Annotated in this window: 15 protein-coding genes, 1 tRNA gene and 1 pseudogene; 9 read left to right on the top strand and 8 right to left on the bottom strand. The window is 62.7% G+C overall.

The features are described 5' to 3' along the window. Window positions 1-135 precede the first annotated feature (135 nt). Together FFI89_RS27120 and vsr are read left to right on the top strand one after the other, a co-directional pair. The gene (locus tag FFI89_RS27120; protein WP_138830605.1) at window positions 136-1,161 is read left to right on the top strand and encodes a DNA cytosine methyltransferase; all 1,026 of its coding nucleotides are present in this window, start codon (window positions 136-138) and stop codon (window positions 1,159-1,161) included. 56 nt (window positions 1,162-1,217) lie between these two features. Next, window positions 1,218-1,652 carry a DNA mismatch endonuclease Vsr gene (vsr, locus tag FFI89_RS27115; RefSeq protein WP_138830604.1) on the top strand — a complete coding sequence of 145 codons (435 nt, stop codon included), beginning with the start codon at window positions 1,218-1,220 and terminating at the stop codon, window positions 1,650-1,652. 33 nt (window positions 1,653-1,685) lie between these two features. Here the strand turns inward: vsr and FFI89_RS35065 are convergent, their stop codons facing one another. Beyond that, the gene (locus tag FFI89_RS35065) at window positions 1,686-1,952 is read right to left on the bottom strand and encodes a hypothetical protein (RefSeq protein WP_246669265.1); all 267 of its coding nucleotides are present in this window, start codon (window positions 1,950-1,952) and stop codon (window positions 1,686-1,688) included. Between the two features lie 36 nt (window positions 1,953-1,988). After that, window positions 1,989-2,528: pseudogene (locus tag FFI89_RS35430) on the bottom strand (hypothetical protein); the annotation flags it as partial. Between the two features lie 44 nt (window positions 2,529-2,572). Here FFI89_RS35430 and FFI89_RS27105 point away from each other — a divergent pair. Both FFI89_RS27105 and FFI89_RS27100 read left to right on the top strand, forming a co-directional pair. Next, window positions 2,573-3,511 (top strand): hypothetical protein, encoded by a 939-nt coding sequence (locus FFI89_RS27105; RefSeq protein ID WP_138830602.1) that lies wholly within the window; start codon window positions 2,573-2,575, stop codon window positions 3,509-3,511. Further along, window positions 3,477-4,469, top strand: a complete 993-nt coding sequence (locus tag FFI89_RS27100) for a hypothetical protein (protein WP_138830601.1) — start codon at window positions 3,477-3,479, stop codon at window positions 4,467-4,469. Before FFI89_RS27105 ends, FFI89_RS27100 begins: the two co-directional genes overlap by 35 nt. A gap of 224 nt (window positions 4,470-4,693) precedes the next feature. Here the strand turns inward: FFI89_RS27100 and FFI89_RS27095 are convergent. Further along, window positions 4,694-4,769, bottom strand: a tRNA-Ile gene (locus tag FFI89_RS27095). Window positions 4,770-4,848: 79 nt separating this feature from the next. After that, entirely contained in the window at window positions 4,849-5,847 is a 999-nt protein-coding gene (locus FFI89_RS27090; protein WP_138830600.1) for a tripartite tricarboxylate transporter substrate binding protein, read from the bottom strand. Window positions 5,848-5,942: 95 nt separating this feature from the next. Between FFI89_RS27090 and FFI89_RS27085 the strand changes: the two genes are divergently transcribed. Next, window positions 5,943-6,917 (top strand): TAXI family TRAP transporter solute-binding subunit, encoded by a 975-nt coding sequence (locus tag FFI89_RS27085; RefSeq protein ID WP_138830599.1) that lies wholly within the window; start codon window positions 5,943-5,945, stop codon window positions 6,915-6,917. 164 nt (window positions 6,918-7,081) lie between these two features. Here FFI89_RS27085 and FFI89_RS27075 read toward each other — a convergent pair whose 3' ends face one another. Beyond that, the gene (locus FFI89_RS27075; RefSeq protein WP_371721833.1) at window positions 7,082-8,305 is read right to left on the bottom strand and encodes an ABC transporter substrate-binding protein; all 1,224 of its coding nucleotides are present in this window, start codon (window positions 8,303-8,305) and stop codon (window positions 7,082-7,084) included. Between the two features lie 183 nt (window positions 8,306-8,488). On the opposite strand from FFI89_RS27075, the gene FFI89_RS27070 reads away from it, so the two are divergent. The 3 genes from FFI89_RS27070 to FFI89_RS27060 are packed head-to-tail and all read left to right on the top strand — an operon-like array spanning window position 8,489 to window position 12,738. Then, window positions 8,489-9,601, top strand: a complete 1,113-nt coding sequence (locus tag FFI89_RS27070; RefSeq protein WP_138830598.1) for a molybdopterin-binding protein — start codon at window positions 8,489-8,491, stop codon at window positions 9,599-9,601. Window positions 9,602-9,614: 13 nt separating this feature from the next. Beyond that, window positions 9,615-11,576 (top strand): molybdopterin biosynthesis protein, encoded by a 1,962-nt coding sequence (locus tag FFI89_RS27065; protein ID WP_138830597.1) that lies wholly within the window; start codon window positions 9,615-9,617, stop codon window positions 11,574-11,576. Between the two features lie 31 nt (window positions 11,577-11,607). Further along, the gene (locus FFI89_RS27060; protein ID WP_138830596.1) at window positions 11,608-12,738 is read left to right on the top strand and encodes an FAD-dependent monooxygenase; all 1,131 of its coding nucleotides are present in this window, start codon (window positions 11,608-11,610) and stop codon (window positions 12,736-12,738) included. Window positions 12,739-12,747: 9 nt separating this feature from the next. Here the strand turns inward: FFI89_RS27060 and FFI89_RS27055 are convergent, their stop codons facing one another. Beyond that, window positions 12,748-12,999, bottom strand: coding sequence for a hypothetical protein (locus FFI89_RS27055; protein WP_138830595.1), 252 nt, complete (start codon window positions 12,997-12,999; stop codon window positions 12,748-12,750). A 233-nt stretch (window positions 13,000-13,232) separates the two neighbouring features. On the opposite strand from FFI89_RS27055, the gene FFI89_RS27050 reads away from it, so the two are divergent. Continuing rightward, window positions 13,233-14,081, top strand: a complete 849-nt coding sequence (locus FFI89_RS27050) for a LysR family transcriptional regulator (RefSeq protein WP_138830594.1) — start codon at window positions 13,233-13,235, stop codon at window positions 14,079-14,081. A gap of 53 nt (window positions 14,082-14,134) precedes the next feature. Here the strand turns inward: FFI89_RS27050 and mobA are convergent, their stop codons facing one another. Both mobA and FFI89_RS27040 read right to left on the bottom strand, forming a co-directional pair. Then, window positions 14,135-14,704: a molybdenum cofactor guanylyltransferase MobA gene (gene mobA / locus FFI89_RS27045; RefSeq protein ID WP_246669539.1), complete on the bottom strand. Its 570-nt coding sequence runs from the start codon at window positions 14,702-14,704 to the stop codon at window positions 14,135-14,137. Between the two features lie 40 nt (window positions 14,705-14,744). Beyond that, window positions 14,745-15,635 (bottom strand): formate dehydrogenase accessory sulfurtransferase FdhD, encoded by an 891-nt coding sequence (locus tag FFI89_RS27040; protein ID WP_138830592.1) that lies wholly within the window; start codon window positions 15,633-15,635, stop codon window positions 14,745-14,747. Window positions 15,636-15,735: the final 100 nt, after the last annotated feature.

Genomic DNA, 15,735 nt, shown 5'->3' with positions numbered 1-15,735 from the left:
CGAACAAAAATACTTGTCAAATCATAGGGTTGCGACGCCTGCCAGCTTCCCTCTTGAGCCGCGGGTCGAGAATTGTCAATATCGACGTCTAGTTGGCAAGGCGACCCCCACGGGTCGATTTCATTTCCTGCAAAAATGAAGAAGCTTAAGGCAATTGACCTGTTCTCAGGTTGCGGTGGTTTGACTCTCGGTCTGAAGTTGGCAGGCTTTAGGGTCCTTGCCGCTATCGAAATCGATTCATTGGCCGTCGACACTTATAAGGCAAATCATCGCGGCGTCCGCGTCATTCAAGACGATATTCGTCGCGTCAGGGCAAAGCCTCTGCGCGAGAGCCTGAAACTCAAGCCGGGCGAATTGGATTTGCTCGCGGGTTGTCCACCTTGCCAAGGCTTTTCGGCACTGAGGACGCGGAACGGCGCTGCGCAGAAGCGAGACGGCCGAAACGGTCTAATCCGAGACATGATGCGCTTTACTCGCGCATTTCTGCCGAGGGCGATCATGATGGAGAACGTTCCAGGGCTTGCGGAACATTGGTCCTTCGGAAAGTTCTGCCGAGACCTGCGCGCGCTCGGTTATCAGGTCGAATGGGATGTGAAGGATGCCAAACATTATGGCGTTCCTCAGCGGCGCAAGCGGCTGATCCTAGTAGCCGGCCGCGGTGTGCACATTTCCTTGGCCAAGGAATCTCAAACCCTGCGCACCGTACGGAACGCCTTTGCGAATCTTCGGCGACCCGGAAAAAGCCGAGATGCGCTTCAGAATTTGCCTGAGAACCGAAGTGCGAAGGTACTCAAGCTCATCAAGTTGATTCCGAAGAATGGCGGAAGCCGAACAGATCTGCCTAGATCCAAGCAATTGGAATGTCATAAGCGTATCGATGGGTTCAGAGATATCTACGGACGCATCGCTTGGGATCTGCCCGGGCCGACTATAACGGGAGGCTGTTTCAACCCGTCAAAGGGACGGTTCCTACACCCCGTCGAGGATCGCGCCATTACCCTCCGCGAGGCGGCGATCTTGCAAAGCTTCCCGCGGCGGTATCGATTCCCCGTGCACGCAAGCAAGGAAGCCGTTGCGCTGATGATTGGCAATGCTCTCCCTCCTAACTTCATCCATCGTCATGCCAATCAGATTGCAAGCTCGCTAAGGGCTCTCGACTAGATCGAAGACGAGTTTCGAGCTGGCGACTCGAGTACATTCCCGGCGGGAGTGGGTAGATGGCGGATGTATTTTCCAGGAAGCAGCGTTCGGAGATCATGTCGCGCGTTAAAGGACGCGGCAATCGTCTCACCGAACTTCGTCTGCTGGATCTGCTTAGCGAGCATGGGTTTGTCGGCTGGAGGCGAAACGCCGCGGTCTTCGGCAGACCCGACTTTGTCTTCTTCAAAACGCGGGTCGCGATATTCGTCGACGGGTGTTTTTGGCACGGCTGTCCGACCCACGGCGCAATCCCCTCGACCAACGTGGATTTTTGGACCGCAAAACTTGATCGCAACAAGCGGCGAGATCGCCTTGTCGTGCGGGAGTTGAAGAAGCGGGGCTGGATCCCCGTTCGGATATGGCAGCACGAGCTCCGTCGGCCTGAGCTCGTTTTGCGTCGGTTGGATCGTGTGTTGGAGAGGTCCCCGCGCCGGAGCGCCACGAAGCGCTAAGGCGCGGGATGCGGACAACGGGCAGCAGATCGTTTATTTCGCTGCGAACTCGGGCGGATAAGGGTTTCGGCCGCGCTCGCGCCGGCGCAACAGGTCCTCGACCAACTCAATCGGAAATACCCGGCCTAGACGCAGTTCCTGCAGCTGCTTTTCTCCCACCGCTCCCGCATAGACTCCAAGCAATTCAAGGCCGACGTCTTTTTCACGATCGGGCGAATGAAGAACGGCATTCGCGGGCCCCCGCTTGGTGTCCGCCTTCGATGGTCGATTCACGCGGCGATAGACGGGTGATCCGGACATTCCGGGCACTCCGGGCACATCGAGCAAGATCCAAGGGTTTCCCTCCTTGGCAGTGTCCCGATCACTCGCAACCATAGCGGCCTTCCAGATCGCTGACGGTGCATGCTTGCCTAGCTCGAATGGGTGCCCGACTATGACGACATCCAAGCCCGGCTGCAGCTTCACGGATGAGCTCGGTGCGAAGGTCTGGGACAGCGGCAAAGGAAACCGCGGCGGATCTTTTAGGCGAATCAGCGCGAGGTCTACCCCTTGCTCACGGCCTCCCTCTATCCACGTTGGTCCGTTGGCATCGTAAAGCGCGAGCTCCATTTCTTGCCAGCCAGAGCTGCTTGGATTCTCCACTTTGAACCGAAGCCAGCCCGGACTCTGAGGCTGTTTACCGGAAAGATGCCCGGGATCGTCCGGCCACCTGCCTGTCACAACGTGCCAGTTAGTCACGAGCCAGCGCGTCGCATTTGGGCCCGCATATAGGAATCCCGTCGCAAAGCCGAATTGCAAGGGCCCCGTCGGTGTTTGGACGAGGCTCTCCAAATAAACGCTGCAGCAGGATGCGGGCGACGCGGGCACCCGAACCATGTAACACTACCGCGACGCGCAGAAAAGCCGAGGAGTACCTTGGGATGGATGGGATGAAGGTTTTGGCGGATCATGAGATTGAGACGGCTATCGCTCGTGGCGAGCTCGTTCTCAACGCGGATCCGGAAGGCTGCGTGGGCGCCTGTTACGAGCTCCGGATGGGAGACGTTTACTACGACCTGACGGATGGCGAGAAGCGCTTTGCCGTGGATCCCGGCGGCACTGTTCTCATCAAGCCGGGACACCGGGTAATTCTCATAACGCATGAGAAGCTTCAGCTCGATGCAAAAACCTTCGCGCGCGTCGTCAGCAAGGGCTCTCTCTTTAGCGTCGGATTAAGTCCTGTCGCTACCTACGCTGATCCTGGATTCCACGGGCGCTTAGGCATCGTGACCCAGAACATAAGCGACAAATACATAGAACTTCCGCTGCTGGAGCACATCGCTAAGGTTGACTTTACGATTCTGGAGACGCCAGCGAAGCGGACGTACCATGGCCAACACGGTTTCGAGTCCAAGATTTGGCCATTCCGGCACGAATTGCAGAAGACCCGCGAACAGTTGGCTGGCGATCCCAGGCTTAGCTCTCCGGCGCAGGTCGCGCCGCCATCGGAAACATCAGGCGAGCTGTCGCTCGCCGGCCTCACCCGCCGTCAGATCGATGCAGATCGCAAGCACGGCTTTCCGGTCGAGCTATCAAGCGACGAAGATCTCTGTCGCCAACTCTCTAAAGATCTGGTTGGTTTGATGGGCGAGATCGGAGAATTCGCCAATCTCGTCAAAAAGGTCGAATTGGCCATCAGCCGGCAAGGCTATGCAGGACCGAAACTTAGCGCCGCTACGCCGGATCTTCGGATGGAACTCGCCGACGCCCAGATCTATCTGCTGCGGCTCGCGCACCTGATCCGCGTGGATATCGGCGAAGCGGTGCTTGAGAAGATGCGCTTGAATGATGAGCGGTACGGATATCTTAAGGAAGGTTAGGCGGACGTTTTTCGTCGGCCTAAATACCGGCTATGTGGACGCTGGCGAGCCGGACAAGCGCTTGCTCGCGTTCTATGACGAGCGCAGCTCGCCTAGACTTTCGTGCGCTATCGTCGGAAATGTTGTCATACCCGGTGGACACGGGGTCAACTCGGTGACCCCGAAAATCTCGCGAAGCCGGCGATGGAGTAAATTGGCGTCCGCAATCTCGACGCGCGGCACAACGCCGGGAATCCAGTTTGCTACGGTGTGGGAAGGGTATTCCGGTCCGACCAGCTTTCGTCCGAAGGGTTGGGCGGAGGCCATCGCTTTGAGTCGTGCGCTCGCAGCGACTGTGACGCCGAACGCGCTCAGGCAACTTTTTTCCAATCTGCGCACTGGGACCGAGCTAGCCGCTGAGGCCGGGTTCGGACACGTCCAGCTCCACGCCGCTCACGGCTACCTCTTTGGTCTGCTCGTCGATTCTCGGTTATACGACGGCGCCGACGAGTGTCTTGGCCATGTTGAGGCTTGGGCTCGAGAGAGCCGAGCGGCCGGCCTGGAAACGTCAGTGAGGATCTCATTGAAGACGGGCGACGAGCGTTTTGATCGTCATGGCACCTGTACATTCCAGGACCGAGTGAGCAGATTGCCGGTCGATGTCGTCGACGTCTCCTCGGGATTCTACAGCGTCGACAAACGACTGATCTATCCCAGCGTTGCTGCGGTACTCGAGGATCGCCATAGGGAGACGGCACGGCTGGCGTTGCGGCATCCTACGATGCAATTCATTCTTTCCGGACGAGCATCGGCGATCGTAGAACACCTTCCAGACAACATCTACTTGGGCTTGTGCCGAGACCTGATCGCCAATCCGCGCTTCCTGTTTGATCAATCGCGCGGCTGCCAAAATTCCGGGAAATGCCACTATCATTCCCGTGGCGCGGGAAGCGTGACGTGCCCCAATTGGAGATCGTGAAAACCGATTAGATGGGAAAGGGGAAGTGCGTCGCTTTCAGCGATCAATGTCTGTAAGACGCCAGCAAGCTATCTCAATATCATAGCGGAGCAGCGACGAGCACAAGAGTCGAAGACGGGTGCGCGAGACCAGTACGCGAACAAACCGGCAATCGTTTCTGTGGCGGTAACTGAGGCGGTGTCGAATCGTCACCCTTCAGAAACGTAATAAGCTTCTGTAATCATTGGTGGGCCCGGCAGGACTCGAACCTGCAACCAGACCGTTATGAGCGGCCGGCTCTAACCATTGAGCTACAGGCCCCGCCGCGAACGGCCGCGGGACGGCCGGCAACGGTGCCGGGATCGTTTACAGGCCGGATCGCGATCCGGCAATGCCGGGCTTAATCGACCGAAACCCCGGCGAATTCCACCACCTTGCGCCACTTTTCGGTCTCGTCGGTGACCAGCTTGCCGAATTCAGCCGGGGTCATCGGCTTCGGGATGCCGCCGACCTCGGCGAGCCGGGCCACCAGTTTCGGGTCCTTCAGCGCCTCGCCGATCGCCTTGTTGAGGATGTCGACGATTTCGGGCGGCGTGTCCCTGGGCGCCGAGATGCCGTAGAAGCCGACCGACTCGAATCCGGGCACGGTCTCGGCGATGGCAGGTACGTCCGGCACGCTCGGCCAGCGCTGCGGCGAGGTGACGCCGAGCGCGCGCACCGAGCCGCCCTTGGCTTGTTCCAGCGCCGAGGGCAGGTTGTCGAAGATCAACTGCACCTTGTTGGAGATGATGTCGGGAAAGGCGATCGCAGATCCCCGATAGGGCACATGCACCATGTCGCACTTGGTCATCGCCTTGAACAGTTCCGCCGACATGTGCACCGAGGTGCCGTTGCCCGACGACGCATAGGAGATCTTGCCGGGGTTGGCCTTGCAGTAATCGATGAACTCCTGAACCGTCTTCACCGGCGTGGCGTTCGACACCACAAGCATGTTGGTGAGCTGCATGATGCTGGCGACCGGCGTGGTGTCGCGGATGAAGTCGTACGGCAGCTTCTTGTACAGCGAGGTCGAGATCGCGTTGTTGGGGGCGACGAACAGCAGCGTGTAGCCGTCGGGCGGCGAGTTGATCGCCGCGGCGGCTGCGATATTGCCGCCGGAGCCGGCGCGGTTCTCGACCACGAATTGCTGGCCAAAATGGTCCGACAGCCACTGGCTCATGATGCGCGCCACGATATCGACCGGGCCGCCGGCCGCGAAACCGATCAGCCATTTCACCGGGCGATCGGGATAGCCGGCGGCAGCGGAGGGCGCCGTTCCGGCGGCAAAACTGCCAACAAGACTTAAAATGCAAACCAGCAATGCTTTGCGCAAAAATCCGATCATTAGGCTTCCCGTCATTTTCTTGTTACGCTTGCCGACATGCTTTCATAAAACACCGCGCTTGCCTACAACCTCGGCGGCGATCATTGCGCACGTAACGCTTGAGGCCGACCATGAAACTCGCTCATATTGTCTGCGCTGGCGTTCTTCTGCTGGCCAGTGGCGCCGCGGCGCAAGACGGAGGCAAGACCGGTTCGATGACCACCAAGACCACGATCAGCTTGGGCACTGCGACTCCCGGCGGCGGTTTCCCGCTCTATGGCAACGCCTTTGCCGAAGTCATGAATGCCGCCGATCCATCAATGTCGATCGAGCCGCGCAACACCAAGGGCTCCAACGAGAACATTCCGCTGCTCGAATCAAACCAGCTCGATATGGGTCTGGTGGCGGGCGAGCCGTCCTATGAAGCCTTCATGGGCATCGGGCGGCCGGCCACCAAATTGAAAATTCTCACCGCGATGTATTCCAGCCCCGGCATGTTCGTGGTGCGCGCCGACAGCCCCTACAAGACCATTCGTGATCTCGTCGGTCAGCCGGTCGCGTTCGGCGCCAAGGGTTCGGGCCTGCCGATCCTGTCGCGCTACATGCTCGACGGCATCGGGCTGAAGCAGGATGAGGATTTCAAGTCGATCTATCTCGACCGCGCCGGCGATGGCCCGGCGATGGTGCAGGACGGCCGCGCCGCGGCGCTATGGGGCGCCGGCATCGGCTGGCCTGGCTTCGATGCGATGGCGAAAGCGCCCGGCGGCGCGCGGTTCATCGTGCCGGATGCCGGCGAGATCGCGCGCATCCGCGCCAAGCACACCTATCTCAAGCCGTTGACGATTCCTGCGAACAGCTACCCGAACCAAACCGCTGCGATCGATTCCCTCGGTTCGTGGAGCTTCATTCTGGCCCGCGAAAGCCTGCCGGACGATGTCGCCTACCGGCTGGCCAAGACGCTGCACGGGATCGAGGCTGCCTTCTGCAAGAAGCTGTCGCAGGCCTGCGAGACCACCGCGGCGAACACCGTCGCCGCCGCGCCGAATGTCGGGCTGATCCATCCCGGCGTGATGAAATATTTCAAAGAGATCGGGGTGGTGAAGTGACTTCGTTCTGAGGCTTTCGCCTCAGGACGATGTCATTCCGGGATGGTCCGAAGGACCAGACCTCAGATGCGCAATTGCGCATCGGGGAATCTCGAGATTCCCCGGGGTGCAATTGCACCCTGAGGTTCGATGCTACGCATCGCCCCGGAATGACTGCTACGCAGTCATTTCTTCGCCATCGCGCAGGCCGGATCGATCGGGCCGAATGCTTCCTCGCCGGAGATCTTGGCGAGGATCTTGTAGTAGTCCCACGGATATTTGGACTCTTCCGGCGTCTTGACCTGAACCAGCATCAGGTCATGGACCATCAGGTTGTCCTCGCGCAGCTTGCCGTTGCGGGAAAAGAAATCCTCGATCGGCTTTTCGCGCATCTTGGCCGCCACCTTGAGCGGCTCGTCGGTGCCCGCATCCTTGACGGCGTTGAGATAGCTCGTCACGGAAGAATAGACGCCGGCCTGCCACATCGTCGGCATCCGGTTCATCTTGGCGAAGTAGCGCTTCGACCATTCGCGGGTCTTGTCGTCCATGTCCCAGTAGAACGACGTGGTCAGCAACAGGCCTTGCGCAGCCGGCAGTCCCAGCGAATGAATGTCGGTGATCAGCGCCAGCAGCGCGGCCATCTGCTGCCCGCCCTTGAACACGCCGAATTCGGAACCGGTCTTGATCTCGTTCATGTTGTTTGGCGGGCCGGCGGCGATGCCGATGATCTTGGCCTTGGACGCCTGCGCCTGCAGCACGAAGGACGACAGGTCGGGCGTGGCGAGCGGCGGCTTCACCGAGCCCAGCACCTTGCCGCCGTTGGCGGTGATCACGGTCGAGGCGTCGCGCTCGAGCGAATGACCGAATGCATAATCGTCGGTGATGAAGAACCAGCTGTCGCCGCCACGCTTGACCACGGCCTGCGCGGTGCCGACCGCGAGCGCGCGGGTGTCGAACACCCACTGCATCGCGTAAGGCGAACAGAACTTGCCGTGGAAATCCGCGGTGCCGGTGGAGTGGGTGATGAACAGCTTCTTCTTCTCGTTGGCGACGTTCTGCACGGCGAGGCCGACCGCCGACACCGGCACGTCCACGATCAGGTCGACCTGGTCGATATCGTACCAGCGCCGCGCGATGGCGCCGCCGATATCCGGCTTCAACTGATGGTCGCCGACGATGACGCTGATAGGCTTGCCCAAAACCTTGCCGCCGAAATCGTCGACCGCCATTTGCGCTGCTGTCACCGAGCCCTGGCCGGTCGGCGTCGATGCCGGGCCGTTCATGTCGGTGAGCACGCCGATCTTGACCAGATCGTCCGAAACTTGCGCGAAGGCGGCCGTCGATGCCAGCATCGCGACCGCAAGCGCACCAAGCCTTGATAGATTCCTGGAGTGGTTCCCCGCGAACATCCTGTCTTCTCCCTGAGCACGGCGCATTGGCCGCAAGTGCTGGTTTCGGCGGCTCAAAAGGCGCCGATTGGTCCCATTTGCAACTATTCGAAAGCCCGCGTCAACTTGGCCGGATGGATGAGACGGCGGCGGCCGGCATCCGGTTCTATTTATTTCCGGCGCGATTCAGGGCATAGGCGGGCGATGACCCCGATCCAGCGCCTGCCGGCTTCGCTGACCCCGCTCGATGCGGCGCTGAATGCGTTGCTGGACGGGCTGGGACCGGTCCCGCCGGTCGCGCTTCCGCTGGATGAAGCGCTGCGCTGCATTGCGGCCGAAACGCCGCCGCTCGCCGCGTACCCGACGCACGACATCGCGGCCGCCGACGGCTTTGCGCTGCGCGCCCGCGATCTCGTCGGCGCGTCCTCCTATTCGCCTGTGCCATTGGCCGCGGCGCCGGTCTGGGTCGAGGCCGGCGAGGCGATCCCCGGCGGCTGTGACTGCGTGCTGGATTCCGATTCCGTGGATGTCTCGGGCCTTGTTGCGCAGGTTGTGGCGGAAGCCATTCCGGGGCAGGGGGTGCGTCGCGCCGGCGGCGATATTGCCGCGGGAAGCAATGTCGTCGGGTCCGGGCGGCGCGTCGTTGCCTGCGATCTCTTGATCGCGCGTGCTGCGGGGATCACGCGGCTGAAGGTGCGGCGTCCGCGCGTCCGTATCGTCAATGTGCCCGGCGGCACGGTGACGGCCGATTGGACCGCGGAGAGTGCGCGGACCGCGGGCGCTGACATTGTTTCGCTCACGGCAGCGGCGCGCGATGCCGCATCGATCGCTGTCGCCATCGACACCGGCGCCTGCGACCTGCTGCTGATCGTCGGCGGCTCCGGCGTCGGTCGCACCGACGCGACCGTGACGGCGTTGGCCGAAGGCGGCAAGGTGCTCGCGCATGGCATTGCGCTGCAGCCCGGCCGCACCGCGGCGGTCGGCCGCATCGATAACACGCCCGTGGTCGTGCTGCCGGGCGCGCCGGATCAGGCGTTCGCGGCGTGGTGGACGCTGGCGATGCCCGTGCTCGATCGTCTGTCGGGCCGCCGGCCGCGCAAGACGCTGAATTTGCCGCTGGCGCGCAAGATCGCATCGCTCGTCGGCATCGCCGAGATCGCGCTGCTGGAACGAAGGGAGGGCGCCTGGGTCACGCTGGCGGCCGGTGAATTGTCGCTCGATGCGATCGCCCGGGCTGAAGCCTGGCTCGTCGTGCCTGATGGCTCGGAGGGGTTTGCTGCGGGCGCTGATGTCGATGCCTATATCTTGCGGGAGTGATAGGACTTCCCGCATGAGCAAGACGCCGCTGCCGAAAAATCCTGCGAAAAATCCGAATAGCGCCGATCAGGACCAGTTCCTGACCATTCTGTCGCGTGAAGATGCGCTGGCGCGGTTCGAAGCAGCGCTGTTTCCGCGTGCCGTGCCGTGCGAGACCCGCCCGTTTGCAGAAGCGCTCGGCTGTGCGCTCGCCGAAGACGTGGTGGCGCCGATCGACGTGCCACCGTTCGACCGCTCCAATGTCGACGGCTTCGCGGTGCGTTCCGCCGATCTGGCGTCAGCCGGCGAAGCGTCACCGGTGCGGATGATGCTGAACGATGAGGTGATCGCCTGCGGCGTTGCGCCCATGCGGCCGGTGCTGTCGGGGACGGCGACTTCCATCGCAACCGGCGGCCCGCTGCCGCGCGGGGCCGATGCCATCGTGATGGTCGAACACACCCAGCCGGCAGGCCCGCGCGCCATCGAGATCCGCCGCGCGGCCTCGCCCGGGCAATTCGTGTCCTATGCCGGCTCCGACATCGCGCGCGGCGAGGCGCTGCTGCGCGCCGGCACCATCATCGGCTCGCGCGAGATCGGCATGCTGGCGGCCTGCGGCATCGCGCAGGTCGCCGTCGCGCGCCGGCCGCGTGTCGCGATCCTCTCCACTGGCGACGAACTGGTGCAGCCCGGCCAACCCTTGAGACCGGCCGCGATCTACGACACCAACGGCGCGATCGTCACCGCCGCGATCACCGAGAACGGCGGCGAGGCTCGCTTCCTCGGCGCGATCGCCGATGACGAAGCGCTGCTCGAAGCCGCGATGCGCGATGCGCTCGAAACCTGCGACATGCTGGTGCTGTCGGGTGGCACCTCGAAAGGCGCGGGCGATGTCTCCCACCGCATCATCGGCCGGCTCGGCAGGCCGGGTATCATCGCCCACGGCGTCGCGCTGAAGCCCGGCAAGCCGTTGTGTCTCGCGGTCTGCGACGGCAAGCCTGTGATCATTCTGCCGGGATTTCCGACCTCGGCGATGTTTACCTTTCACGACATGATCGTGCCGGTGCTGCGGCGGATGGCGGGCCTGCCGCCGCGTTCAGATGCCAAGGTCAGCGCCAAAATCCCGGTGCGGATCGCCTCCGAACTCGGTCGGACCGAATTCGTCATGGTGTCGCTGGTCGAGGGTGCAGACGGGCTGATCGCCTATCCCACCGGCAAGGGCTCCGGCGCCATCACGTCGTTTGCGCAAGCCGACGGTTTCCTGCGCATCGATGCGCTGGCCGAGCAGTTGCCGGCCGGCACGCAGGCCGAGGTGACGCTGTTTACGCCGCATGTGCGGGTGCCTGATCTGGTGATTGTCGGCAGCCATTGCACCGGGCTCGATCTGGTCACGGCGCCGCTGGCGCGCGCCGGGCTCATCGTGCGTTCGATCGCGGTCGGCAGTCTTGGTGGCCTCGCGGCGGCCAAGCGCGGCGAATGCGATTTCGCGCCGATCCATCTGTTCGACGAGAAGACCGAGACCTACAACACGCCCTATCTGGCCGAAGGGCTGGAGCTTGTGCCGGGCTGGCGGCGGATGCAGGGCATCGTGTTCAGAAAGGGCGATCGGCGCTTCGAAAGCTTGAGTGCCGAGCACGCAGTGCGCGCCGCGCTCGCCGATCCCGCCTGCATCATGGTCAACCGCAACCAGGGCGCCGGCACGCGAATCTTGATCGACCGCCTGCTGGGCGGTGCGACGCCGGACGGTTACTGGAATCAGCCGCGCTCGCATAATGCGGTTGCGGCTGCCGTGGCGCAGCACCGCGCCGACTGGGGCATGACCATTGCGCCGGTGGCGCATGCATCAAACCTGGGTTTCATTCCCTTTGCCGAAGAGCATTATGATTTCGCGCTGGTGAAGGCGCGCAAGCAGCGGCCGGCCATGCAGGCCTTCCTCGACGCGCTGGTGTCGCACGAAGGCCGTGCGGCGCTGGAGCAGGCGGGGTTTCGGCCGGCTTAAAAAGAAAAAAGATTTGCGCGGGGGGACGGTAATGGCAAGACCTCTGTCGATTGCGATTGCCGGCGCCGGCATGGGCGGGCTAGCCGCCGCCGCGGCGCTGCGGCGGGTGGGCATCGACGTCACCGTCTACGAACAGGCGACGCAATTCGCGCGGCTCGGCGCCGGCATCCAGATCGGCTGCAATGCCATGCAAGTGTTGCGCGGGCTGGGGCTGGAACAAAAACTTCGCGGGCAATCGTTCTATCCGCGCTCCTGGAACAACCGCGACCGGCGCACCGGTGAAATCAAGTTCGACATGATTTTTGGTGAGAGCGCCGAACAGAAGTACGGCGCGCCCTATCTGCTGGCGCATCGCGGCGACCTGCATGCGGCGCTGGCGAGCGCCGTGCCTGACGAATGCGTCAAGCTCAGCCACAAGCTGGCCGGGCTGGACGAGACCGGCGATGGCGTGCAACTGACATTCGCCAACGGCGCAACGACGACCGTTGATGCCGTGATCGGCGCGGACGGCGTTCATTCGATCGTGCGCGATATCCTGTTCGGCGCCTCGCCGGTGAATTTCACCGGCCGTATCGCCTACCGGACGACCTATCCCGCAGCACTCCTGGGCGGAGATAAAATCGACGACTGCACCAAATGGTGGGGCGAGGACCGCCACATCGTCATCTACTACGTCAAGCCGGACCGTAGCGAGATCTACCTCGTCACCAGCCAGCCGGAGCCGGAGTTTCGCATCGAGTCGTGGTCGGCGAAGGGCGACGTCAGGGAATTGCGCAAGGCGTTTGCCGGTTTCGACCGCCAGGTCGAACAGGTGCTGGCCGCGTGTCCAGATGTGCACAAATGGGCGATCGTCGATCGCGAGTCGCTGGCGCGCTGGACGGATCGCAACGTGACGCTGCTCGGCGACGCCTGCCATCCGATGACGCCCTATATGGCACAGGGTGCGGCGATGGCGATCGAGGATGCCGCGGTGCTGTCGCGCTGCCTCGACGGTGTGGAACGCGACGGCGTCGCCAACGCGCTCCGCCGCTTCGAGGCGACCCGAAAGGAGCGGACGGAACTGGTCCAGCAGACTTCGCGTGCCAACAAATGGCTCAGCGGACAAACCAATGCCGACGGGGTCTATGGCTACGATGCGTGGAACGTTCCGCTGGCGGCTTGAGTCGTCCGGCTATTTGCAGGATGGGCGGACATATTTGTCGATGAAGTCAGCGCCGTCGTGACGCCGCTGCTCGGCCTCGGCGAGCGCACGTTGCGCCGCCGCTGGCAGGGCCTTTGGCTCCGACGGCACCTCGACGATCGCATCGCTGCCGGTGAACAGCCGGGCAAGCCGCTGCATTCGCGAAATACCTACCGCGATGTCCAGGACGAAATTAATCGCCCGGAAAATGAAGGCCAGAGCGCCCCACAGGAAGTCGATCATCTGGAATTCTCGATTTCCGCCCGTGACCCGGGCGGCGTGCAGTAGTCGCTGCGGGCGGCGACCGGGTTCAAGGGGCCGCCCGCCGCAAGGTCATTCCGCCATCGCCTCGCCGGAGCCGCCGAATTCGGCTGGAAAATCCTCGGGCTTGGGCAGGTTGCTGGTAGTTATGCAGGAAAGTTGAGACCAATCGCTGCGATTTTGCAGGTAGCCGCCGGATGTGATAATCCGCTGCGATGGATTGGGACGACCTGCGCATCATTGCCGCCATCCGGGACAGCGGCACTTTCGCCGGTGCCGGCATTCGGCTCGGCATGGACGAAACCACGATTTCGAGGCGGCTGGCGCGCCTGCAAAAGACGCTAGGCGTGGCCTTGTTTACGGCGACCGACGGCGTGCGGAAGCCGACGGCGCATTGCGAACAGATTCTCGATCATGTTCAGGAGATCGCCCGGCACGTTGCCGAGATCGGCGCACTCGGAAACGCGGCGCGTGGCGTTGCCGGACGCATCCGCCTTGCCACCACCAATTCGCTGGCCGAGGAAATTCTGGCGCCGAAGTCGGCGGAATTTCTGGTCCGCAATCCCGGTCTGACGCTGCAGCTCCTGACCTCCGGACAGAACGTCAATTTTGCGCGCTGGGAGGCCGACCTGGCGGTGCGGTTACGCAAGCCGGAGAAGGGCAATTTCACGATTACGAAGCTCGCGGACGTCCGCCTCTATCTGTTCGAACCGCGGGAGACGATCGAGGCCGGCGAGGAACCGGTGGTCTGCGGATACCCTGATGAACTCGACAACACAGCGGAGATGGCGTTTCTAAAAGCCCAGGGCCTCAAGGCGCGAAGCCGCTGCGTGACGGACAACCTTCGCGTGATACGCCAGCTGGTGCAGTCGCATCGGGCGATCGGGATATTGCCCGAGCATGTTTGCGGCTCGTTGCTGGCCGATCGAGGCCTTCGCGCGACGTTGCTGCCGCGGCGGCTCGAGGTGTGGCTTCTCGTGCAAAATCATCTCAAGCGCAACCCCGCATCGCGCGCCGTGATCGACTGGATGCGCGGGCTGTTCGACGAATTGACAGCGAACTGAATTAGCTTGCGATCGCTGCGTTCCGGAAGTGGTTGAAGAAATCGAAGCCCGTGTCAGCCGCCGTCCAGCGCCGCCAGCCGCTCGGCTTCGGCGATGTCGTCCATGGTGTTGGCGTTGAAGAACGGGTCGAGCGGCGTAACCGGCCATGTCACGGTGGCCAACCTGTAGCGCGCGGTCCAGCGGTCGATCTTTCTGACATCCTCGACCACCAGCGCGTGGCGGAGTTGTTCGCGTAGACGCACGCTCCACAATCCGATCACCGGATGGGACTGTCCGTCGGACGCGGCGACCGCGAGTTCTGCATTCTCCGACGTCAGCGCGCCATGGAGCCGCGACACCAGATCGCGCGGCAGGAACGGACAATCGCCGGCGGCGCTCAGCACCAGCGACACCTCCGGGCGATTGGCCGCGGCCCAGTCGAGGGCGGCCAGAATGCCGGCGAGCGGTCCCGGGAAATCGGCGACGCCGTCCGGGATTACAGGCAGGCCAAACGCCGCGAAGCGGGCGGGATCGCCATTGGCGTTGAGAATGAGACCGTTGCATTGCGGCCCGAGCCGCGCGATCACCCGCTCCAGGATGGTGCGGCCGCCAATCGTGCGCATCGGCTTGTCGCCGCCGCCCATCCGCCGCGCCAGTCCGCCGGCGAGCAGCACGGCAGGAATTTCAGTCGTCACGGTCTTCGCCCTTGCGCTTGTGCCGCGCCGATTCCTCTTCGACAAAGGCAAGGTTCTGGTCGAACACGATGCGCTCCTGGCCCGACAGCGCAATGAAGCGCTTGCCTTTGGTGCGTCCGACCAGCGTCAGTCCGACCTGTCGCGCCAACTCGACGCCCCAGGCGGTGAAGCCCGAGCGCGAGACCAGAATGGGAATCCCCATCCGCACCGTCTTGATCACCATCTCGGAGGTGAGACGCCCGGTGGTGTAGAGAATCTTGTCGGCGGGATCGACGCCGTGGCGATAGATCCAGCCCGCGATCTTGTCGACCGCGTTATGGCGGCCGACGTCCTCGGTGTAGCAGACAGGCGTGCCTTGCCTGCACAGTACGCAGCCATGGATCGCACCGGCCTCCAGATAGAGCGAAGGCATGGTGTTGATCGCATGCGTCATCTGGTAGAGCCAGGAGGTGCGCAACTCGGCTTTCGGCAGCGCCACGCTTTCGACGGCCTCCAGCAGGTCGCCGAACGCCGTGCCCTGCGCGCAGCCCGAGGTCTGCGTGCGCTTTTTCAGCTTCGCTTCGAAGTTGGTGTGGTGCTCGGTGCGCACCACCACCACCTGCAGATCGTCGTCGTATTCGACCTCGGTGACGACGTCGTCGTATTTCAGCATGTTCTGGTTCAGGAGATAGCCGAGCGCGAGATACTCCGGATAGTCGCCGATCGTCATCATGGTGACGATTTCCTGTGCGTTCAGGTACAGCGTCAGCGGCCGTTCCACCGGCACCCGGATTTCGACCGTGGCGCCGGTCTGGTCGGTCCCGGTGACGCGCTCGGTCAGCCGCGGATCATCCGGGTTGGGCACGATCAGGGGGACGGGGGCCTTGTCGATTTTCATCATCTCGGCAGGTTAGCATGACAATGGCTGTCAGCCGATATAAAGCATTTGAGAGATCGAGCGAATACCGCCCGTCCCGTCATTGCGAGCGAAGCGAAGCAAT

This window comes from Bradyrhizobium sp. KBS0727, assembly GCF_005937885.2.
Classification (GTDB): domain Bacteria; phylum Pseudomonadota; class Alphaproteobacteria; order Rhizobiales; family Xanthobacteraceae; genus Bradyrhizobium.
This window is presented reverse-complemented; position numbering and strand designations above follow the sequence as displayed.